Source organism: Desulfurispirillum alkaliphilum, from assembly GCF_055378285.1.
On record NZ_AP042405.1, the window covers coordinates 1,624,718 to 1,648,830 of the forward strand.

A 24,113-nucleotide genomic window follows, 5' to 3' on the forward strand; every position below is an offset into this window, starting at 1 on the left:
GTAAAGGGGAAAACATGCGAGTCACCAGTAATATGCTCTCCCTCAATTTTCTGGGGGGGATAAACCAGAGCCTGAACCGGATGCTGGAGAATAATCTTCAGATCGCCAAAAACCGCACATTGCTGGCTCCCAACAATGATCCGGTGCGCATCAGCCAGGCTCTCTCCTTCCAGAACAGCATTGATCTCTTTACCCAGTACCAGCGCAATATCTCCAATGCTCAGACGTGGCTGAATCTTTCCGATGGCAGCCTGCAGTCCATGAGCTCTATCCTGCAGATGGCCAAGAACAACTATGCCCTGGCTGGCGCCTCCGACTCCATGTCCCCCGATGCCCGCAAGGCGCTGGCCAATGATGTGGAAGCCATGCGCAACGAACTGATCAGCCTTGGCAATACCAAGCACCTGGATCGCTATATCTTTGGCGGCTATCAGACGCGCAATGAGCCATTCCAGGAGCGCAAACAGGAAATCGAAATCATCCGCCAGGGTTCCTATATTGGAACCGCTGGCGCTGGGTTATATACCAAGGGAGTTTTCTCTGATCTGCCTGAGCTCCCCAAGGGCGACTATGAAATCCTGATCAGCTATGACGAGAACTCCAAGGTAGCGACCGTGTCCATGACCGATTCCCAGGGGCGCGCGGTTTCCCTGGATTCCAATGGTTCGGACAACAGCGGCAACGGCAAGATGAATAATCTGACCACGGTTTCCCGTTACCAGGTGAATCCGGGTGATTTTATCGATACCGGTCGGGGAGTTGCCATCGAAATACCCAAGGGCTTCACGGGTGGGCAGCGTATCCAGTTCAGCTACAGCCCCGGTGACAGCCTCTCCTATCTCGGTGATGATGGCCTGATGAAGGCACAGGTAGGGGTCAACGACCAGGTGAACCTCAATGTGCCGGGCAATAATATCTTTTCCCAGACCGCCAAGCGCATAGAGACCACCTTTGTGAACTTTGCCAATGGCGCGCCCATTAAGAACATCACCCTTTTTAAGGATATCGATAACGCCAACGTGCAGAAGGGCGACACCATCTCCTTTAACGGCTTTGACCATTCGGGCAACCGCATTGGTGCTGCCCGCATCATGTCGCCCAAAGCCGCTTTGCTTGACCACACCAAGACGACCGCGGCAGAACGCAGCTTTTCCTTATACTACGGCAACAATCAGCTTGATGGTGTAACCAAGAACATCACCATACCTCAGAATGGCTACGCCAGCACCGATCGTCTGGCGTTTGCCATGCAGACCGCCATCAATGAAGCCATTGCGTCCCAGAACAACCATCCCGTGTACTTCAGCGGTGGTATGAACGCGGCAGGAGCTGCCGTTGGGCCGCTCTATGATGATGGCCTCGGCACGGTCAATAACCGGCTTTTCACGACGGGCAATATCGCCTACGACCAGTACAAGCAGATCACTATCAAAGCCGTCAATGATGCCGATATCGGCACGGGCGGCCCGGTCACTTTCCAGATCTTCGGCTTTGACGAGAAGACCCAGTATACGGACACTGGTGCCCTGAACTCTGCGTCTGCCAGCTTCCTGGGGGAGATGACCATCGACAACCCCCAGGTAGGCTTCAAGTACAGCATCAAGGATGATGGTATTGTCAGTGGTACGGATTTTGGTCTGAATATTGGCTTTCTGGGCGGGCAGACAATCAGTGCCGGCATGACCTTTGACTTTGCGGCAGCCACGGAGCCAGCCGTTGACAGCTTCGCCTACACGGGCGGTGGCGGCAACCTCGATGGCTTGCTGCTCAGTTACGACAACCTGCGCTACAATGGTTCGGCCATTCAGGATATCGTCTTCAGCAGCGCCGGCGATCTGGATATCCCTCCGGGCGGCAACCTGAACTACTTTATCACCACCGATACGGGAACCTATTCGGGTTCGCTGACCCTCGGCCCCGATGTGTATCAATATCCGGTGGAGATCCCCGGTACCGGGGCCACTATCCGTCTGGATCAGTCGGTGGGGAACTTCAGCTTCAGTGGCGGTGCCACGGCGACCTACGTCTTCGACAACACCCGCACCCTCAGTCCCAATCTCAATATCAGCGGTTATACCGGCGATGGCGAGACGCTGATTCTGCGCGCCCGTTCGGCGGTCACCTCGGGCGGCACCTTCCAGCCGGGCAACTACTCTGCGGCCGGGACTATTGACTTCAGCCTGGGTGGTGGGTTCTTCGATGTGATGGACAACTTCGGCAATGTCAAGGAGACGGTCTATATCTCCGGTGATGGCCGCACCAGCCTCAGCAATGGGGTACAGATATCCTTTGACCCGAATTCGGTCTTTGAGATTGGTCAGACCCTGAGCTTTAATGTGCTTCCCCAGGATATGGTGAATGTACGCTCCGATGGCAGCAATATCCTCTTTGAAAGCCGTGATGTGGGCGAGGATATCACCATGAGTATCTTCGCTGACCCCATGTCGAAGCTGGGGCTTGACCAGAACGTCATTACGGCGCAAGGGGCGAATATCAATTACGTCATCGATCCGGAAAAGCCCGTTGAGGATATGCTGCGCTTTGTGGAAAACCTCTATGGCAACACCATAGACGCCTACATCACGGAAAACGGCAAGCTGGCTTTTGTGGATCTGCACGCTGGTCCGAGTCGCCTTGAGGTCAATGTGAGCACCAATAACGAAGGTGTGCGCCATGTGACTCCGCTGACACGACTGAATCCCCTGGGAGGCCAGTTCAACGACTACTATATTAGCGGAAACTATACCGCCCGCGATGACAATCGCTGGAATATCAGCCTGCATATGGCAAGTGGCGCGGGAACCGCTGGTATAGTGGGTATGGATGAAGGCATTCTGCTGACCATTGAAGACAAGTACGGCAATAAACTGCTGGAAAACTATTCCCTTGACCCCAGTACCTACTACGGGCAACCGATCAGTGTGGCCAATGGTCTGAATATTCGCATCCCCATGGGGACGGCGGTGACAGAGGGCCTGACCACCAGTGAGATAGCCCTCAAAGGCAATGGCTCCCTGGCATTCGGCTCCTCGGCTACCACCCATGAAGGCTATGGGGTGGACATCTTCCGCAGCCTGACGAATCTTGAGGACGCCCTGAACCTGGATATCGGTCAGCCGGGCATCAAGGCTCCTTCGGAATGGGCGTTTGGCTCCACGACGGTGCCGGCCATGATGGGGGACTTCACGGGGAACTATAATACCCAGTGGACGTTCGATATTGACAAGATCTACGCCAGCAGCGAGAGCACCGAAGATATCAAACGCCAGGTGGAATACACCAGGCGCTCTGATCTCTCCAGTGCCGATGGCACCATCAGCGCCTTCGACAGCACCACCGGCCGTTACCACCTGAGCGCCATGGGTTCGCTGCAGATCACCTACTACAATCCTCCCTCGGCAAATGGGGGCGGCAATTATGTGACGACCCAGGTTCACCTCTCAAGCAGTCCTTCGGGGGGGATATTCTCTTCCCTCCAGGAGATAGAGGACTATATCAATTCCGAACTCAAAAAGGACTCCACGGCGGTTGCCAACAATATCCAGGTGAGCTTCAAGGGGTCGCAGGCCGGCGATAATGTCATGTTCAGTGTGACCGGGAACGGGAATACGAATATCCAGGGTGTGACGACCAGCTCACCAGCTTCCGCCTATGGCACCCTGGGCTACGACAATGGTCTTTTTGGTGGCTCCTATGCTTCGGCGGGGGGAACCGCGTCGAAATTTGATTTTGAGCTGAATTTCAACGGCTTCGAGGTGGACCAGCGGACCATGCGTATTCCCTTTGGCGATGAAGTGATCAGCATTGCCATGGAGGACTACACCAAATCCTCTTCCGCTGCCGCTACCCTGAAGCTGGACTTCACCCGCAATGAAGATGGCACCATGCGCACCACAGCGGAGATTCAGGCCGCCATCGCCACGTCACTGCAGATGGCGCTGGATGAGCACTTTGGGGGTGAAGGCAAATCCCCCATCGAAGCTTCGATAGTGGGCCTGGGCACCAATGCCGACCCCTTCAGCCTGCAGCTTGATCATGGGGGAGTGCCACTGCAGGGCCTTGACGACACCCATCTGGATTTGTTCGGCAAGCGAAGGCCGGGTGCCGCAGCGGAGATGGTGGTCTACGATTTCAAGGGCGACCATGTGCGGCGCATCACGGTGAACACGGCGCACGACGAAGTCTTTGTGCGCGATGGTGTGAGCCTCTCCTTGTCCGAAGGGAGCCTGGTGGCCAAGGACAAGTTTACGGTGGCCATGGGAACTGGCGCTGCCAGCGAAGTGGGTCAGCTGGAGCGGGCTCTGGATCAGGTGCTGGACGCGCTGGCTTCGGTGGGCTCAACCTCTCACCGCATTGAGCTGCTGGATCAGCGTTATGAAAATACCAATGTCATGCAGAAGGAATTCACTACCAAGGCTCTGGGCGGCACTATGGAAGACATGATCGCCGTGGCCACGAAGCTGGAACAGAACCGGATTGCCTATGAATCGGCTCTGGCAGTGCATGGCAACACTTCGCGTTTGAGCCTGCTGAACTATATCTGATTTTCTCTTTGCAGAGACTCAGGTGGGTAGCCAACCTTTTCGCGGGGCGAGGATTTCCTTGCCCCGCTTTTTCTTTTCCGCTACATAGAAACCCAGCAAAAATGAAGGAATTCCGTTGAAGCACGTTACCATGTATACTGACGGCTCCTGTCTGGGGAACCCAGGCCCGGGAGGCTATGCCGCTATTCTCCACTATCAGGATAATCGCGGTGCTGAACACGAGCGCATCATTTGTGGATCTGCAGAGCATACGACGAATAATCAGATGGAACTGATGGCGGTAATCGAAGGGCTCCGCGCCCTGAAATCCCCATGTTGCGTCGATATTTATACGGACTCAAACTACGTGCGCCAGGGGATCACGGCCTGGATATTCCAGTGGAAGCGCAATGGTTGGAAGACGGCGGGCAGAAAACCCGTTGCCAACCGGGAGCTGTGGGAAGAGCTGGATTCCCTGATAACGCAGCACCAGATCCAGTGGCACTGGGTCAAAGGACACAGCGGGCATGAAATGAACGAGCGATGCGATGACATTGCGCGCCAGCAGGCCCAGCAGATGAAAGACCAGATGTAACCAGAACGCCCGGAGATATGTGTGGATATTCACTGCCTTTTTCACCAGAATCAGCTGGATTACGACGGCACGCAGCTGCGGGAGCTCTTTGCCCGCACCATGGGGTGCCCCGCGGGGAACAGCGCCATCGTCTTTCGCGGGGCGTGTCATGTGGATGTGGCCCACCTGGTGGACAGTGCCGATGCCCTGGCACAGCAGCCCATCCATTCCGATGATATGCTGCATGTGATCATGGAGTTCTTTTCCGTCGATCTGCTGGCGACCGTCTACCTGCAGCGCCTGTTCATGGTCTGCGTGCTGGAAGAGTTGCTTGGGCGTGGTGTCCCGGCGCTCAGGCGCGGTGACGATATCTTTGTTGACCACCGGAAATTCTCCGTCTCCATTGCAACGGCTTCGCGGGTATCGACACTGATCCATGTGGGAATGAACATCTCATCCCGCAACACACCGCTGCCCACCGTGGCCCTGGGCGATCTGGCCATAGAGCCCTGGGAATTCGCCCGGCATGTTCTGGATCGCTTCAGCCGGGAGGTGCGCAGCTGCTGGGAGGCTCGCTGCAAGGTATGGGGGGTCTCATGAACGCCATGATCCAGGAGATGTTCTGGTCGGTGCAGGGTGAGGGGCCCCGGTGCGGACGCCCTCAGCTCTTTGTGCGCCTGCATGGCTGTAACCTCACCTGCTCCTACTGTGATACTCCGGCTTCTCTGATCCCACGGGCTCCGCAGTCTTTCCCCTGGCATGGCAGGACGGTGCCCAATCCGGTGCCCCTGGAGTTTCTCCAGACCCTGGTTGCCCCGGAGCTCCCCTTTGTGGAAAGTGTCAGCATCACCGGCGGTGAGCCCCTGTGCCAGGGGGATTTTGTGGCGGCTTTTGGCCGCTGGCTGTGCCAGGACATGGCCATGGAGGTGCTCCTGGAAACCAATGGGACTTTTCCTGGCTGGCTGAAGGAAAACACCGACAGCTTTTCGCTGGTTTCCGCGGATCTGAAATTCCCCTGGGCGCAGCAGCACCGGGACACCGCCGGCGAGTTGCTGGACTTTCTGCAATCCCGCCAGCAAAGCTGCCAGGACTACTGCAAGATCATCTGCGATGACGCTTTTCTCGCCTGTGCTTCCCACTGGCTTGATCATATGGTGGAGCGGGGAGCGCGCTTTCCCGTGGTGCTGCAGCCTTTGACAGCAGCCGATGGAAGCTGTCGAGGCGTCGAAGAGTCCATGAAGCTGGTCAGAACCTATACCGAACGTGGACTGCGCATCTGGCTTATTCCCCAGATGCACCACCTGCTGGGGGTACAATGAAGAAACTGTTTCTCTGCGCTGCTTTCATCCTGCTGTGGGCCACTGTCGCGGCGGGCATGTCCCGGGAACTGGTACAGGAGTCCTTCCGGGTGGAAAACGAAGTGGCCTACGTGCAACTGCGGGTCGATCACCTGTTTACCCAGGATATCGTGGACGCCATTACGGCCGGGCTGCCGGTGCACTATCAGTTTGAAATCCAGCTGCACCGGCGTCGCACCCTGTGGTTCAACGCTACTGAACGCACGGTGACCGTGCGCAAGGGCATTTCCTATGACGCCCTGCGCCGGGTGTACACGGTGACCACGGCCAAAAGCGGGATGGAGGATGTACGGGAGTATCGCGATCAGCAGCGGGCGTTCAGCTACTTTCAGAACAGTTCCATGGTCAGTATTGACGGCTTTACCGCCAATCACTTCCTTGTGGCTCGTGCCTTTCTGAAAGAGTTTTCCCACTGGTTTCCCCTGAATCTGATCGTACGGACCTTTGCCGACTGGGAGTTCAGCACCGGCACACTCACCATCCAGAATACGCAAGGGCAGGGACAAAGATGAAGAAGCGCACCATTGCCTTTTTTACGCTGACAGGACTGCTGCTGATTTCCCTGGTGGTATTCAATGCCTTTTTTGTGCTGGGTGAACGGGGCAGTACTCCCAGCATCTCCTTTCTCAGCTTTCTGTATGTGAACTTCTTTCTCTGCCTGGTTCTGGCGTTTCTGGTCTTCCGCAACTTTGTGAAGCTGCTGATCGAGCGTCGCAGCCGCTACTTCGGTGCCCGTTTTCAGACACGCCTGGTTCTTATATTCACGGCATTGCCCCTCTTTCCCACCGTTTTTCTCTTTTTTCTGTCCAGCGGTATCGTTTCCACCTCCATCGAAAAGCTGATCAACGAAAATGTCGAGCAGAGCCTGGAATACGGGATCAGTGTGGTGCAGATGTACTACGATCGACTGGAGTACGAAGTGCTTGCCAAGAGCCAGCAGGTGGAGGGATATGTGGACGCGGCTGCCCTGGAGGATCTGTCCAGGCTGGATGGACAGTTCCGTCAGGCGATTTTTCGCGAGGGGCTCTCCTCCGTGGTGCTGTTTAACTGGCAGGGGGATATGATCACCTTCATGGGAGACCCCCTGGCCAAGATTCCCAACTTCTGGAGCCAGGAGATCTACCCCTATACCTTTACCAGTGAAGGAGCTTCCGAGGTATTCGCGGTGCGCCGTCTGCTGCTGCCCGGACTTGAACACCCGCTGTTTCTGCTGACATCCATGCGCGCTCCCGAGGAGCTTTCGCGCCAGGGGTTCGCCCTGCAGGAGACCCTGAAGAACTACAAAGAACTCACCATCTACAAAAATCCCATGAAAGTGGGATACTACTTTGCCCTGGCACTCTTTTCCATGCTGGTGCTCTTTGGCTCCATGTGGGCGGGCATGTTTATCGCGCGCCGTATTACCGTGCCGATTCAGGAGCTGGCGGAAGCAACCCGCCAGGTGGCCGAAGGCAACATGAACGTCCAGATCAACGTACGGGCCGAGGATGAAATTTCCGTGCTGGTGGACTCCTTCAATCGCATGATCCGCGATCTGCGCCGCTACAAGGAAGCCATGGAGAGCAATAACCGCGAACTGATCAAGACCAACATTGTGCTGGAAGAGGTGCGTCGCTTTCAGGACGTGCTGCTGAAAAGCATCTCCACCGGCGTTGTCTCCATCGATGGCAAAGGGGAAATCTCCTTCATCAACGACACCGCCCGCCAGATGCTCGGCATCAGCAAGGAAGAGGAGATAGCCGACGATATCCTGCAGGAGAACTACCCGCTCTACCTGCTCCTCAGTGCCGTTGACATCATGAAGACCCAGGGTGAACCCTCCATCAAAGGGGAAGTGGAAATCATGGTCAACGAAAAAAAGCGCAACCTGATCTTCGAATCCATCGCCCTCTATACCACCGAAGAGAAACGCTATATCGGTGAAGTTATCGTCTTCGACGACATGAGCGCGGTGGTGCGCTCCCAGAAGGCCATGGCCTGGCGGGATGTGGCCAAGCGCATTGCCCATGAGATCCGCAACCCCCTGACCCCCATTAAGCTCAACGCCGAGCGGCTGCTGAAGAAGTACGACACCATGGATCCCGGCGAATTCCACCAGGTGCTGGAACGAAGCTGTGGTGCCATTATCGACCAGGTGGATACGCTGCGCATGCTGGTGGACGAGTTCTCCCAGTACGCGCGCATGCCCAGGGCCAGCCGGAAACCTGAATCCATAGTGCCCATTGTGGAGCGCTCCATCGAACTCTACCGCAATTCCCATCCCGCCATGACCTTCAAACTCACCATCCATGGTGAGATACCGCTGCTGATGCTGGACAAGGAGCAGGTGTCACGGGTTATGGTGAACCTGCTGGAAAACGCCGTCTTTGCCACCGCTGACAACGGCCAGGTGGATATTCTCATCGAACGCCGGAAGTATGCCGTGGAACTCAAGGTATGCGATTCCGGTGGCGGGATACCCGAAGGAGTGGCGGAGAAGATATTCTCACCCACCTTCTCCACCAACCCCAAGGGCAGTGGACTGGGGCTCGCCATCGTACAGCGCATTGTGGAAGACCATTCCGGAGTCATCAGCGTCAGCAACGAACCCCAGGGGGGAGCCTGCTTTACCATCGAGTTCCCCATTTCATCATCAGAACAGGAGCAGGGCCTTGAAGTATAAAGTACTGATCGTGGATGACGAAGTCTCCATCTGTGAAGTCCTCAGCGATATCCTGGCCGACGAAGGCTACCAGGTGCGCGCCTGCCAGAGCGGCGAAGAGGCCCTGGAGCTTTTTCCCCTGTTCACGCCCGATGTGGTGCTGCTGGATGTGTGGCTGGGCGGGATTGACGGCATCACCACCCTGCAGAAACTGCGGGCCATGGACAACACCCTGGGCGTGATCATGATGAGCGGGCACGGCACCATTCACACCGCCGTCAAAGCCACCCGCGAAGGCGCCTATGACTTTGTGGAAAAGCCATTCGCCATGGAGAAAGTGCTCATCAGCGTTAAAAATTTCCTGCAGTACCGCCATACCCTCAACGAAAATGCCTCTCTGCGCAAAACCTTCAACAGCAAGTACCGTATCGTGGGCAGCAGCCCGGCGATACGGCAGATGCAGGAAGTTATCAAACGGGCCGCCCCCTCCAATGGGCGGGTGCTCATTCAGGGAGAAAACGGCACCGGCAAGGAACTGATCGCCCGCAATATTCACTTCGGCAGTCGCCGAGCCGCCGGCCCCTTTGTGGCGGTCAACTGCGCCGCGATTCCGGAGAATCTCATAGAAAGCGAACTCTTTGGCCACGAAAAAGGCGCATTCACCGGAGCGGCCCAGAAAAGGCAGGGCAAGTTTGAGCTGGCCGATGGCGGCACCCTTTTCCTGGATGAAATTGCCGATATGTCACTGAACACCCAGGCCAAAGTACTGCGGGTGCTGGAAGACCAGATGGTGGTACGCCTTGGCGGCAGCGAAGTGTTCCCCGTTGACGTACGCATCATCAGCGCTTCCAACAAGAAGCTGACCGAACTGGTGCAGCGGGGGGAGTTTCGCGAGGACCTCTATTACCGGCTCAACGTCATCCCCATCGAGATTCCGCCCCTGCGCGAACGCCATGAGGACATAGAGTTTCTGCTCAACCACTTCCTGGAAGTCATCTGTGCCGACGAAGGAGTGCCACGCAAAACCGTAAGTTCCCAGGCCATAGAAGTGCTGCTGCGCTACCCCTGGCCCGGCAACGTTCGCGAGCTCAAGAACCTGGTGGAACGCCTGGTCATCATGGTTCAGGACAGCACCATCGACATTGGGGACCTGCCCGAAGAGTATCGGCAGACCGAAGGCGATCGCTCTGCGGGCAGTCTGACCGGAGCCGTCGAAGGGATCGACAACTTCCGCCAGGCCAGGGAGGATTTCGAGAAACTCTTTATCGCCGCGAAACTGCGCGAGTGTGAAGGCAACGTCACCAAGGCAGCGGAACTGATGGAAATCGACCGGGTCCACCTGCACAAGAAAATCAAGCAGTACGGCATAAAATAAGCCAGCGGATGAGCAGGTACCGGCTTTGGGTCCCCTGCTGCAGGCCAATCTCGGCTTGTCAAATTATGGGAAATATATAATGATAATGCCCGCGTTCAAAAGACCGGATGAAGATACTGTCAAGGAGAAGCCGCGTATGGAAAAGAAGATACTGCTCAGCGAATCGGAAATGCCCCGCCATTGGTACAACATCATTGCCCACATGCCCAATCAGCCGGCACCTCCCATGGACCCCTCCACCGGTCAGCCAGCGGCTCCCGAAAAACTGGCACGGATTTTTGCCCCCCAGCTGCTGGAACAGGAAATGGGGCAAGGCGGCGCGTACATTGAGATTCCTGAAGAAGTCTTCGACACCTACCGCATCTGGCGTCCAGCACCCCTGATCCGTGCCACCGAGCTGGAAAAACTGCTGGATACCCCCGCCAAAATTTACTACAAATACGAAGGCGTATCGCCAGCCGGCTCCCATAAACCCAATACCGCCATTCCCCAGGTCTATTACAATAAGCTCAACGGCATCAAGCGCATCGCCACCGAAACCGGAGCGGGCCAGTGGGGCACCTCCATTGCCTTTGCCACCCAGCGCTTCGGCCTGGAGTCCATCATTTACATGGTGAAAGTCAGCTATGAACAGAAACCCTACCGCAAGGCCATGATGGAAATGTGGGGCGGCAAGGTGATCCCCTCGCCCTCAACCACCACCGCCTGTGGCCGGGCCATGCTGGCAGAAGACCCCGACTCCAACGGCAGCCTGGGAGGCGCCATCTCCGAAGCCCTGGAAGACACCCTCTCCCGCGAGGACACCCGCTACTGCCTCGGCAGCGTGCTCAACCACGTGGCCCTGCACCAGACCATCGTGGGCGAAGAATCCATCAAGCAGATGGAAAAAGCCGGCGACTACCCTGATGTCGTCATTGGCTGCGCCGGTGGTGGCTCCAACCTGGCGGGCATCGCCTTCCCCTATATCCGCGAGAATATGCTCAGCGCCAGGAAAACCGAAATCATCGCCGTTGAACCCACCGCCTGCCCCACCCTGACCAAAGGCACCTACACCTACGACTTTGGCGACGTGGCCCAGCTCACTCCCCAGCTGAAAATGTACACCCTCGGCTCCAAATTCATGCCCGCCGGCATCCACGCCGGAGGACTGCGCTACCATGGCATGAGCCCCCTGGTCAGCCAGCTCTACCACGAAGGCTACATGAAAGCCGAAGCCTATAATCAGCTGGAGTGCTTTGAAGCCGCCGCCATGTTCGTGCGCACCGAAGGCATCCTGCCCGCCCCCGAATCCAGCCACGCCATCAAAGCCGCCATCGTCCAGGCCCTCAAAGCCAAAGAGGAAGGCACCTCGAAAACCATCCTCTTCAACCTCAGCGGCCATGGACACTTTGACATCGCCTCCTATGAGAAGTACTTCCAGGGCGAGCTGATCGCCTACGAACACCCCGAAGCCGAAATTGCCAAGTCGCTTGGGAAGTAAAGCAGTACCCTGTTGAACAACCAGGAAGGAGCTCAGAAGTTGCGCCTCCGGTGCCTCTTATTCCAGCTTGTCTGTTTGCCGGATCTGAAAGCCCGGCAACAGACTGCTGAAGAGCTCCAGTCAGCTGCCCCGTGTGGTTACTCACCTTACGGAGATGTGTGGGGAATGTGCTTTATTCATGGTTGCGTGGACTCAGGGAGGAGTAGCAGGTCGTGAGGAAAAGCGCCTGGCTTTTTGTGCTGTATTGTTTTTTTGTATCTGGGATAACGGGTGCCAATGCAGTTTCAGAAGACCTGAGTACCCAGGAGTATCTGCGTCAGCAGGAGCGAGAGCGCTTGCTGAGGGAACAGCAGGAACCACGGCAGGATATTTACCTGGATCCACAGCCATTGCCGATGGATGCGTATATTCCTGTCGAAGAGTCCCCCTGTTTTCTCATCACTCAACTTCTGCTTGAGGGCACTGGAAATGAAGCCTTCTCTTGGGCGCTGGCAGCTGCTAATCGACCAGATGACCCTGCAGTTGGGCGATGTCTTGGTGCGCAAGGCATTGCCCTGGTGATGTCGCGTGTTCAGAATGCGATCATTGGCCGAGGCTATATCACTACCCGTGTCCTTGTGGCGCCGCAGGATCTGACGCAGGGGATCCTCACCCTGACAGTCATTCCTGGATACGTTCACGAAATTCGGTTTACTATCAGAACGCCGAATCAGACCGTTCTCAGAAATGCCTTGCCCATCCGACCTGGTGATGTGCTGAATTTGCGTGACATTGAGCAGGGACTGGAAAACCTGAAGCGCTTGCCATCAGCAGATGCCGATATACAGATAACCCCTTCCGCCAGTACGGACCCCACCGGAGCAACAGGCCAAAGTGACCTTTTGATACACTACCAGCAAATTCGCCCCTGGCGCCTGTCCCTGTCGCTGGATGACGCTGGTTCGGATGCAACCGGAAAGTATCAGGGAAGCGCGACTTTGGCCTATGATAACTGGCTGCTGCTGAATGATCTGATGTATTTCAGCTTCAACCATGATCTCGGCGGCGGCGCTTCGGGAAGTCGTGGCCATCAGGGCAATACCTTCCATTATTCAATACCCTTTGGTTACTGGCTCTTTTCCACAACCCACTCAAGCAGCGATTATCACCAGTCGGTTGCTGGTCTGAATCAGACCTATGTGTACAGCGGTGAAAACCACCAGACGGAAATGAAAGCCGCAAAGCTGGTCTGGCGCAATACCTATAACAAGCTGACTCTCCACCTGCGCGGATTTCACCGCAGAGCGCGTAATTATATTGATGATACGGAAGTAGAAGTACAAAGGCGTATTGTCAGTGGCTGGGAAGCTGGATTGAATCACCGCGTCCATCTGGGAAGTGGCATACTGGATGGCAACCTGACGTACCGTCGTGGCACTGGTGCACTGGGTGCCATACGTGCGCCGGAAGAAGAATTTGGTGAAGGTACTTCACACTTCAGGATTGTTCATGCGGATTTTCACCTCAATATTCCCTTTCAGCTGGGAGAGCAGCCTCTGCGCTACAGCCTGTATGGCCGGATGCAACGTGAGCAGTCACGGCTGTTGCCCCAGGAACGCTTTTCTATTGGAGGGCGCCATACTGTACGGGGTTTTGACGGGGAGTCCAGCCTGATGGGTGAACGTGGACTCCTTCTTCGTAATGAACTGTCCATACCCCTCGGACAGTCAAAGCAGGAAGTGTACCTTGGACTGGATGCAGGCCGAGTGGACGGTCACACTACACGCTACTTACGCGGACGCGATCTGGCAGGCGCTGCCCTTGGAATCAGAGGGGTTTTGTGGGAAGTGCATTATGAGTTCTTTGCAGGCGTGCCGCTGCATAAACCAGACAATTTTAAGACAGCGGACGCAGCAGCGGGATTTAATTTTCGTTATACCTTTTGACATGGATTCAGGTTCGTAGTAAAACGGGAATGAATTGTGACAGTCGGCGCAACGGCAGGAATTCATTCATCTTACGTACATTGCTATGGGGCAGAACCATATGAATCACTGGAGTGTCCGACTTTTTGCCGCTATAAGTAGCTTACTGCTGAGTTATACTCTGGTCGCCGAAGCGCAGGTAATAGCAGATCCTGCTGCCCCTGGAAATCAGCAACCCACCATTCTCCAGGCCCCCAATGGCACTCCTCTCATCAATATCCAGACCCCCGGTGCCGGTGGTGTCAGCCGCAATACCTACCGCCAGTTTGATGTCCAGCAACAAGGGGTTATCCTTAATAACAGTCGTACGGCAGTACAGAGCCAGCTGGGTGGCTGGGTTCAAGGTAACCCCTGGTTAAATCAAGGCGAAGCTCGAGTCATATTGAATGAAGTCAGCAGCAACAACCCCAGTTATCTCAGAGGTTATGTTGAAGTAGCAGGGCGCAACGCAGAAGTCATTATTGCCAATCCCGCCGGTATTCAGGTTGATGGTGGTGGCTTTATTAACGCCAGTCAGGCCACTTTAACAACCGGTACACCCGTGCTGCAGGGTGGCAACCTGGAATATTACCGTGTTCATGGTGGTACGATCCGTATCATCGGGAAAGGTCTTGATACCAGCCAATCTGATTACACCCACCTGCTGGCCCGTGCTATTGAACTGAATGCGGGGGTCTGGGCCAGGAATCTCCAGGTAGTGACGGGTACCAATGATGTTGCGCACGCTACGGGTAAAGTTCTCCAGGTTCGGCCATCTGGAGCGGGACAGCCTGCAGGCAGCTTTGCGCTGGACGTGGCTCACCTTGGGGGCATGTATGCCGGTAAAATTACCCTGGTGGGCACTGAGGCGGGCCTGGGCGTACGCAATGCCGGGCATATCGGTGCCAGTGCTGGCCAGATTACCCTGACCTCCGAAGGTCAGCTGCTCAACAGTGGCACCCTTCTGGCTGCGACCCATGAAGCGACTTCCGGTCATGTGGTTATCGACACCCGTGACGGCATCACCAATGATGGTGGAACCCTCTACGCCGAAGGCAATACGCAGCTGAGCACTCGGGGAGATATCCACAATGCCCATGGTGGTATGATTGCGGCCATGGGCTATGTGGCGTTGCAGGCAAGCGGAAGCAGCAGTCGCATTCAGGGCGATGACGACTCAACCCTGGTTGCTGGCCTGCTTGGCTCAGGTCAGTTAGACAGCGCATCCCCTCCGCGTCACCTCAGCCTCGAGGCTACTCAATCCATTAATGTTGCCGGGCAGAATCTTGCCACCGGCAATATTACCCTGCGGGCAGGTAGCCTTAACCTTACAGACAGCCAGACCAGCGCCCAGCAGATTACCGCCACTGCCCTGACTGGCGATGCCCGCTTTACCCGCGCCCAACTGACAGCCAGTGAGCACCTGCAGGTGCAGGCGCAGAAAACGTTCCACACCAATCAGGCTGACATCATTGCCCCTGAATTACTGATCCAGGCGTACAGCCTTGATAACACCGAAGGCAGCATAATCCAGACCGGTAAGAGAAACCTGGAGTTGGATCTGGCAGGGGAGCTGACCAATATCAGTGGTTATCTGGCCACCAACAGCGATGTGCTGACCATCCAGGCTGACAGCTTAAACAACACCGATGGACAGATCATTGCCACTCAGCTGGCCAGCTTTCACACGCAGCAGCGTCTTAATAACTCGGCTGGCCAGCTTACCGCCAACCATGGACTGAGTCTCCGTGCTGGTGAGCTCATCAACCACACCGGCCTTATCCAGTCAACGGCTGCAGGCGCTGTCATCCAGGTCGACGGCCTGTTCGACAACAGCGGGCAACTCCAGTCCAGAGAAGATCTCCGTATTCAGGTCGGAAAACTGGACAACAGCGGCAATCTTTATACATCTGAGGGGAACCTCCAGCTTGACGTTACTAGCCTGGCAACGAACTCTGGCCTGATTGCCGCCCGGCAGGACATCGCCTTGTCGGCACAGGAGCTTCTTGGAAGCACCGGCAGTACCATGGTAGCCGGTTTACTGGCCGATGGCCTTCTTGCAGAAAGCGGAAGCCTGGAACTTCGTATCCAGGAAGGACTGACTCACCAGGGGCAATTACTGGCTCCGGATGCCCTGTATATCAGCGCCACTGATATACAGCTGGGTCCGGGGCAGCTTCATGCCGAAAACCTGGAACTGAATGCCACCGGACAGATCACCCTGCAGCAGGCCACACTCACCGCCGGCCAGACACTTGTCGTGCAGGCCCAGGAGTTCAGGAACCAACAGGGCCTCCTGCAGGCTGGAGATCAGGCGACCTTGACCAGCCAGGGCGACCTTGTCAACCAGGGCCATATCCTGGCTGCCGGCACGATGCTCCTGGAAGCCAAAAACCTCGAGAATACGGCAAATACTGCCTCAATACTCAGTGGCGATGCCCTGCATCTGAATGTTCATGGACAACTGATCAACTACGGACAGATCCAGTCAGTGGAAGACCTGCAGTTTCAGGGTGAATCCCTGGAAAACCGTGGTGCTGATGCAGCTATCATAAGTGGGAGCAACCTGCAGCTGTATACCACGGCGCATCTCCTCAATCAGGGGCAGCTTCAGACGGCGGGCAGTCTGAAGCTGGACGCTTCCTCCGTGGACAATCTTGGTGAAGATGCCACCATCAGTAGCGGCTCAACCCTAGATATTCGCCTGCAGGACAGGCTGACCAACCAGGGTCGGATTCACGCAGTGGGGGATGTGCACCTGGATGTCCAGACATTTGAAAATGCCGCTTCCGCCCTGTTGATCAGTGGGAGTGAAGTGCAGGTGAACATTCAGGAGCACCTGTCTAACCAAGGGCAGATACAGGCAGCAGGTAAGCTGCGACTGGATGCTCAATCTCTGGATAATCAGGGTGCTGATGCTGCCATCGTTGCCGGTGATACTGCAGACATTCGTTTGCAGCAAAGACTGTTGAATCAGGGCCAGATACTGGCGGCCAATCGCATGCAGGTAGATGCCAGAACGTTTGATAACGCAGTGTCTGCTTTGTTGGCGGGCGGCAGCAATGTGCAGTTGAATGTTGGAGAACAGTTGCTCAATCATGGGCAGATTCAGGCTCTAGATGGCGTACAGCTCGATGCCCGGACATTTGACAACACAGCCACTGCTTTGCTGATAAGCAGTGGAGATATCCGGCTGACCCTGCAGGACAGCCTGACCAATCGGGGTCAGGTTCAGGCAGTGGGTGACCTGCAACTGGATACCCAGACGCTGTCTAACCTGGGTGCAGCCGCAACTCTTACCAGCAGTGGTATCACCAGCATGCAGCTGGGTCAGACCCTGATGAACCAGGGGCAGATTCAGTCTGCAGGTGAACTGCTTCTGGATGCCCGAATACTTGAAAACACAGCAGATGCCCAAATTCTTAGCGGCAGTACTCTGACCCTGACGATCCAGCAGGAACTGGCAAATCAGGGCCAACTTCTGAGCGCAGATGACCTGCAACTCGAAGCCCGGATATTTGACAATGCGGCCACCGCTTTACTGGCCAGCGGTGGAGAAACCCGGTTGACCCTACAGGACAGCCTGACCAACCGAGGAAAGATCCAGGTGGTGGGAAATCTGCAGCTGGAAACCCAGGAGTTGAACAACCTGGGTGCAGCCGCAACTCTTACCACTGGCGGCACCACCAGTATCCAACTGAGCCAGACCCTGACGAATCAGGGACAGATCCTTGCTTCAGGCGATCTGCAACTGGAAACCCATTCACTGAGCAATGCCACCAGTGCGACCCTTGCCAGTGGTAGCGAAGCCACATTTATCATCCAGCATGGATTGGATAACCTCGGTCAGCTGCTGGCGTCTGGTGATCTGCTGATACAGGCCAGAGCGCTGGAGAACACTGCCAGTGGAGAAATAGCCAGTGGAGGCAGAGCCCAGTTGAGTATTCACAATGGCGTGGTGAATCAAGGGCAGATCCTGGCCGAGGAAGAACTGCACCTCACCGCTGAAGCACTGGATAACCAGTCCAGCGCCCTGCTTGTCGGTGGTGGCCAGGTCGCGCTTGCCATCAGCCAGGGACTGCAGAATTCTGGCCAGCTGCTGACTACCAGTAACCTGCAACTGCAGGCTGGAACATTAATCAATACCACAGGAGCGGAAATAACCAGTGGTGACAGCGCAACCGTGACGATCAGCCAGGGACTGCAGAATTCTGGCCAGATACTGGCAGCCAATAGCCTGCAGTTACAGGCCAGAACGCTGAATAATGCAGCAAACGCGGAAATCGCCAGTGGTGGTTCTGCCACCCTGAACATCCAGCAAACCCTGGATAACCGGGGATCACTACAGGCGCTCAACACCCTGTACCTGCATACACATTCCCTGATCAACCGAATTGAAGCAGACATTACCACCAATGGCAATGCTCAGTTGGAAATACAGGAAAATCTCACCAACCAGGGCGAAATTCAGGCTTTCGGTAATCTGGAACTCAACGCCAGGACGCTGCTCAATGACACCAATGGGAAGATCACCGCTGGTAACCTGTCTGTGACCCTGCAGGATAAGCTGACCAACCATGGGACATTGCTGGCTGCTTCACAACTGCATATCCGGGCTCGGGAACTTGATAACAGCAGTCAGCAAAGTGAAATAGCCAGTGGCAACAAGACAACTCTGGAAATTGAGGAGACCCTGACCAACCGTGGCCTGATTGACGGAGAGACTACCCACCTGCAGGCCAGTACCCTTGAGAATATCGGTACTGGACGAATTTACGGCAACCTGCTGGCCATTGCCGCCAACAGCCTTACCAACAGAGAGGAAACCCACGGTTCCGTGACAACAGCCGGCACCATCGCCGCCAGGGAACGCCTGGAGCTGGGAGTACAGAACCTTTACAACCGTGAGCAGTCCCTGATCTTCAGCGGCAATCACATGAATATCGGCGGTGCGCTGGACGCGGCCCTGAATGCCATCGGAGAAAGCACCCAGCTGCACAATGCCAGCGCCACCATCGAAGCCCTCGGTAACCTGCGCATCTCAGTCAATACCCTGCGCAACACCAATGAGCATTTTGCCATTGACCGCGTACAGACCATGTCAGACACGCCGATGGTCTTTATCCAGCCCAAAAATTCAATTCATAAAATCCCCCTGGAAGACCTGTTCTGGAAGAGCTGGAGCCGGGCCGGGGAATATCGCTATAAAACAGATAACTACGATGACGATGGCGGTATTCTCGGCGCCACCGCCATCCCCCGTGTTGGTGAACAGGACTGTGAAGGCGAAGATGAAGCCACCGAAGTCTGCTGGCCGATCCCCGGCTCGGAATACCCGCACGATGACCCTGCCTGGGAATACTTTCAGATTGCCGCCCCTGTCGCCGCGCCCACACCGCCAGCTCAGCCAGCTGAACCCAACTCTGCCGGTCAACAGGCCTGTGTGGAAGGTGCCGGCTACAACGCGCAGGCCTGCGCCGACTACACCCTGGCACTGGCCCAGTACACGGCAGACCTCCAGACATATCAGAGTGACTTGCAGGACTATCTCAACGCCTATGCCACCTGGGCAATGGAAACCGACGAACGTTACGAGCAACTGGACGCCAGGATCGAGACCTATAACGAAAGCTTTGCCAGCCACAAAATCCGCAGCTGGACCCAGTACGAAGTCGTCCGCAGCGAATGGGAAGACCAGGTGGTATCTTCGGCACCAGGCCAGATCCTCTCCGGTGGCAACATGCACCTGATCAGTAGTGGCAGTATGGTGAACGACAAGAGCCACATTATTGCCGGTGGTGCCCTGGCCGGCGAACTTGGCCGACTGGAAAACCTTGATGCCACGGGCTTGCGTATCATCAGCGAAAGTGGCACCAGCCGTGATAGCTGGAGCAACTGGCGGGGTGGAGTCAAACGCTATCATGAACGCAAATGGGGTTCACGGGTTGATTACAACCCCGTGGATGAGATCCAGACTATCACTTTACCCGTGACCAGGCAGCAGGCTAATGCCAATGACAACGGTACCGGTTATCAGGCAGGTGGCATTACCACAGTGGACATTACCCCGGGCAATCTTGTTGCGCCCGGCCGGAACATCGACATCACCCCAGTGGGCACAGTTGCTGCTCAGCCAGGATGGGAAGGATTGTCACAGGTACACGTCAATGATCCTGGCCGCCCCGATCTGGAAGCAATTGGTCACGACTCCCTCCAGTCAAATCCGACAGACATCAACCTGACCGGCATTGATCGACCTGCTCCACAGGCAATACAGGGCTTGTCCGGCCCTGGCACCCAGCTGCAGGTGCGTACCACCCCGCCGAACATCACACCACCCAGTGCGAGCCTGTACCGCCAGCAGCCCGACCCCTCGGCCAGCTACCTGATCGAAACCGACCCTCGCTTTGCCAGCTACCAGGATTGGCTGGGCTCCGACTACATGCTGGAAAAACTCAAAGTCGACGGGGACCAGACCCTGAAACGGCTTGGTGATGGTTTCTATGAACAGCGGCTGATCCGCGAACAGATAACCCAGCTGACCGGCTCCTCCTTCCTGGGTAACCACAGCAATGAACAGGCCCAGTATCAGGCCCTGATGAACGCTGGCGTCGCCTTCGCCCAGGAACACCAGCTGATCCCCGGCGTTGCTCTGAGCGCCGCGCAGATGGCGCAGCTGACCAGCGACATCGTGTGGCTGGTGGAGCAGCAGGTTACCCTCAGCGATGGCAGCATGCAGAGCGTACTGGTACCCCAGGTGTACGCCCTGGTGCGCGAAGGCGACCTGGATGGCAGCGGCGCCCTGCTGGCCGGCCACAGCGTCAACCTCAACATAGAAGGCGACCTGATCAACAGCGCCAGTCTGGCTGGTCGCACCAGCGTCACCATCGACGCCAGCTCCATTCAGAACCTCGGCGGTCAGATCCAGGGCGACGACCTGAGCCTGAGCGCCCTGGAAGACATCCACAACCTTGGCGGGCAGATCCGCGCCGACAACAGTATGAACCTGAGCGCCGGCCGCGACATCATCATCGAAAGCACCACGTACTCCGGCCTGAATGAAGTTGGCCGCTCCAGTTTCTCGCGCACCGACATCGACCGCATCGCCGGGCTGTACCTTGGCAGTAACGCTACCGGTGGCATGAACCTCAGCGCCGGCAACGACCTGACCCTGGTTGCCGCTCAGCTCATCAACAATTCGGACAGCATCACACAACTCAAGGCTGGTCAGGATATACACTTAGAAACCCTCCAGGTGAGCTATGCAGAAAACAGCATTCTGAACAGCAACAACCGTCTGCAGCAATCCAGTCTCCAGGATATTGGCACCCAGATATCAACACAGGGTGATATCCTGTTGCATGCTGGCCAGGACATCAGCCTGCAAGCCGCCAGCGTGAACACTGCGCAGGGCGATCTGACAGGTATTGCCGGAGGTGACATTTACATAAGTGCAGGCCAATATTCTCAGAGCTATGAAGAAGCTCGCCAGCATACTCACAGTGGAACAGTGCAAAACAGAACCCGTTCCAGCCTGAATGCCTTTGAGAGTACCAGCGCTATCGGCAGCAGCCTGGATGCAGCCAATATCACCCTGATCGCCGGGCAGGATCTGACCATTACCGCCAGTAGCCTGGTCGCGGACCACAACGTCACCTTGGCTGCTCTCGAAGGCGATGTCTCGCTGCTGGCCGGAGAAAATACCTACAGCACCAGTAATCTGCGAGGAGAAAAACGCAGTGGCCTGTTGAGCGGTGGCCTGAGCCTCACCCTTGGGAGCCAGGCGCTGACCCAGGCACAAACCAGCCAACATACCAGCGCCGCTGGCAACACCATCGGCAGCCTCAATGGAGACATCAATATTCAGGCCGGCGGACAATACATCCAGGTGGGTAGTGACCTGATTGCATTGGATGGCGATATCAGTGTTCTGGCCCAGAGTATTGCCATCAGCGAAGCACGGGAAACCAGTGAAACCACCCAGGAAACCCGTTTCAAACAAAGCGGGCTGACCCTGGCCCTGAGCAGTCCGATCATTGATGCCGCACAAACCGGTCAGCAGATGTATCAGGCCAGCCAGAACACCAGCAGCGACCGTATGCAGGCCCTGGCCGCCGGCGCTGTTGCCCTGAACCTGCACAACAACGCCGACAAGCTGTCCGAAGCCGGCCAGGCCCTGGCATCCGGTGACGTGGGCAACGCCATCAGCTTGAGCCTGAGTGTAGGCAGCAGTCGCAGCAACAGCAGCATGACCCGGACCAGCGACACAGCCAAAGGCTCCAGCCTCACCTCGGGCGGCGACATCAGCCTGATCGCCAGCGGAGCCGGTGAGGACAGCAACCTGCTGATTCAGGGCAGCCACATCCAGGCCGGCAATAATACCCTGCTCTTTGCCGATAACGCCATTGACCTGCTGGCCGCCGCGAACCACGCCAGTCAGGAAAGCGACAGCAAAAGCAGCAGCGCCAGCATAGGCATAGGCATCAGCCTTGGCAGTGACGGCTTCCGGGGCGGTATCACCGTCAGCGCCAGTGCCGCCCGTGGCAATACTGATGGCGAAGACCAGTACTACAGCAACAGCCATGTCAGTGCCGGCAACCAGCTACATATCCATTCCGGTGGCGACACTAACCTGGTCGGCGGCGTTGCCAGCGCCAACCAGGTATTGGCTGACATCGGCGGTGTACTCACCATCGAAAGCTTGCAGGATACGAGCCGCTACGACAGCAAAAGCCAGAGCGCTGGCGGTTCTGTCACCTTCGGTCCCGCAGGTGGCGTCAGCGCCAACTACGGCCAGGGCAACATCGACGCCAGCTATGCCAGCGTGAACGAACAAAGCGGCATCCAGGCTGGCGACGGCGGCTTCCAGATCAATGTGGTGGGTGACACCAGTCTGATCGGCGGGGTGATCGGCAGTACCCAGGAAGCCGTGGAAAGTGGAGTGAACCAGTTTGAAACCGGCGGAGAACTGCACACCTCAGATATCCAGAACCACATGCAGTACTCAGCCAAATCCATCAGCGTGGGCACCGGCGGCGCCGGCTATGGCAGTGAGAGCGCCAGCCAGCAATCCACCAGCCAGGCCGGCATCAGTGGAGTGGCAGGTAATGCGGAAGTTCGCAGCGGCGATGCAGGCAGCGGGCTGGCAAACACCTTTGATGCCAGTAAAGTTCAGAAGGAACTGGACGCCCACGCCGCAATTACCGCCCAATTTGGTCAGCAGGCATCCACCGCCTGGGGCGACTACGCGAACCAGCAGTTTCTGGATGCGGTCACTCATGGTGATGAGCAGAGCGCAACCTGCTGGGCGCCCGACGGGAGCTGCCGCGCCGCTGGTCACATGCTGGTTGGTGGTGCCACTGGTGGCCTGGATGGTGCCCTGGGTGCAGGCTTTTCCAGCGTGAGTGCTCCTCACGTGCAAGCATTCTTCATTAAGCAGGGCTTGCCCGCCGAAGCTGCCGCCGCGCTGACTGAACTTACTGCCCTTGGCGCGGGAGCGCTGCTGGGTGACGGTGAAGGCGCCGTGGCGGGTTACAACGAAGCCAGCAATAATGCGGTGCAGTTTATGATGCCTGCCGGTGGACCTGTAGCTGCCAAAATGTGCCTGAGCTCGCCAGCCTGCGTGAAAGCCGTGATTATGGTTGGAGGCGCAGTTGCCGTCGAGGCGATGGTATTGCTGCTGCCAGAGGATGAGTTGGGACAGATGCAGGTTCCTGGATTTGGTGAAGGTTTGAGCCCGCAGGAAACCTGGAGCACCATCCTGCTCATGGCGGATGTTTACGAATCTCTTCGCCTTGGCCTTGGCGGAAAACCTGCAACGAACGCTGAAGATGTATCCGGTACGCCTGGATATGGTGTGCAGGATGCAAGCCTTGGCGATCTCTCTTCCCCTCTTGCCGGGGATCAGGGGTTGGGGAATGTGTATAGTGAAAACCGCCAAGAAAGCGGTTCTGGAATGCTTGGACAGCATGGCACTCAAATAGGTGGTAGTATTACGCTTTGGCATGGGAATGGGAAGGAAAGGATAGATGTTGAAAATCCAAACCCGGGTCAACGTCCAGGTCAGATTCATTATCAAGATAATAAAGGAAATAAATATATGTATGACCATGTGACAAATTCTTTTCCTGATGCGCCGCGATCAGTGAATAAATTGTTGCATAACCCCGATTTTGTGCGTGCAATTGAAAAAGGGCTACATAAATATCTTGGAGAGTGA

At 56.4% G+C, this 24,113-nt stretch carries 10 protein-coding genes; all 10 read left to right on the plus strand.

Translation table 11 applies throughout. From position 1 onward, the window contains the following. Positions 1 to 14 precede the first annotated feature (14 nt). Positions 15 to 4,544, plus strand: a complete 4,530-nt coding sequence (locus ACZ46I_RS07345; RefSeq protein ID WP_464280386.1) for a flagellin N-terminal helical domain-containing protein — start codon at positions 15 to 17, stop codon at positions 4,542 to 4,544. 130 nt (positions 4,545 to 4,674) lie between these two features. Further along, positions 4,675 to 5,118, plus strand: coding sequence for a ribonuclease HI (rnhA, locus tag ACZ46I_RS07350; protein ID WP_464281846.1), 444 nt, complete (start codon positions 4,675 to 4,677; stop codon positions 5,116 to 5,118). Positions 5,119 to 5,139: 21 nt separating this feature from the next. Then, positions 5,140 to 5,697: a DUF366 family protein gene (locus ACZ46I_RS07355; RefSeq protein WP_464280387.1), complete on the plus strand. Its 558-nt coding sequence runs from the start codon at positions 5,140 to 5,142 to the stop codon at positions 5,695 to 5,697. Next, positions 5,694 to 6,416 carry a 7-carboxy-7-deazaguanine synthase QueE gene (locus tag ACZ46I_RS07360; RefSeq protein WP_464280388.1) on the plus strand — a complete coding sequence of 241 codons (723 nt, stop codon included), beginning with the start codon at positions 5,694 to 5,696 and terminating at the stop codon, positions 6,414 to 6,416. Before ACZ46I_RS07355 ends, ACZ46I_RS07360 begins: the two co-directional genes overlap by 4 nt. Then, positions 6,413 to 6,967, plus strand: coding sequence for a DUF4390 domain-containing protein (locus ACZ46I_RS07365; RefSeq protein WP_226507847.1), 555 nt, complete (start codon positions 6,413 to 6,415; stop codon positions 6,965 to 6,967). The genes ACZ46I_RS07360 and ACZ46I_RS07365 overlap by 4 nt, the downstream gene beginning before the upstream one ends. Then, positions 6,964 to 9,117, plus strand: coding sequence for a sensor histidine kinase (locus ACZ46I_RS07370; RefSeq protein WP_464280389.1), 2,154 nt, complete (start codon positions 6,964 to 6,966; stop codon positions 9,115 to 9,117). The genes ACZ46I_RS07365 and ACZ46I_RS07370 overlap by 4 nt, the downstream gene beginning before the upstream one ends. Then, entirely contained in the window at positions 9,107 to 10,471 is a 1,365-nt protein-coding gene (locus ACZ46I_RS07375) for a sigma-54-dependent transcriptional regulator (RefSeq protein WP_013506564.1), read from the plus strand. Before ACZ46I_RS07370 ends, ACZ46I_RS07375 begins: the two co-directional genes overlap by 11 nt. A gap of 136 nt (positions 10,472 to 10,607) precedes the next feature. Further along, positions 10,608 to 11,951, plus strand: a complete 1,344-nt coding sequence (locus ACZ46I_RS07380) for a TrpB-like pyridoxal phosphate-dependent enzyme (RefSeq protein WP_464280390.1) — start codon at positions 10,608 to 10,610, stop codon at positions 11,949 to 11,951. 395 nt (positions 11,952 to 12,346) lie between these two features. Continuing rightward, positions 12,347 to 13,876 carry a ShlB/FhaC/HecB family hemolysin secretion/activation protein gene (locus tag ACZ46I_RS07385; RefSeq protein WP_464280391.1) on the plus strand — a complete coding sequence of 510 codons (1,530 nt, stop codon included), beginning with the start codon at positions 12,347 to 12,349 and terminating at the stop codon, positions 13,874 to 13,876. A gap of 100 nt (positions 13,877 to 13,976) precedes the next feature. Further along, entirely contained in the window at positions 13,977 to 24,113 is a 10,137-nt protein-coding gene (locus ACZ46I_RS07390; protein ID WP_464280392.1) for a two-partner secretion domain-containing protein, read from the plus strand.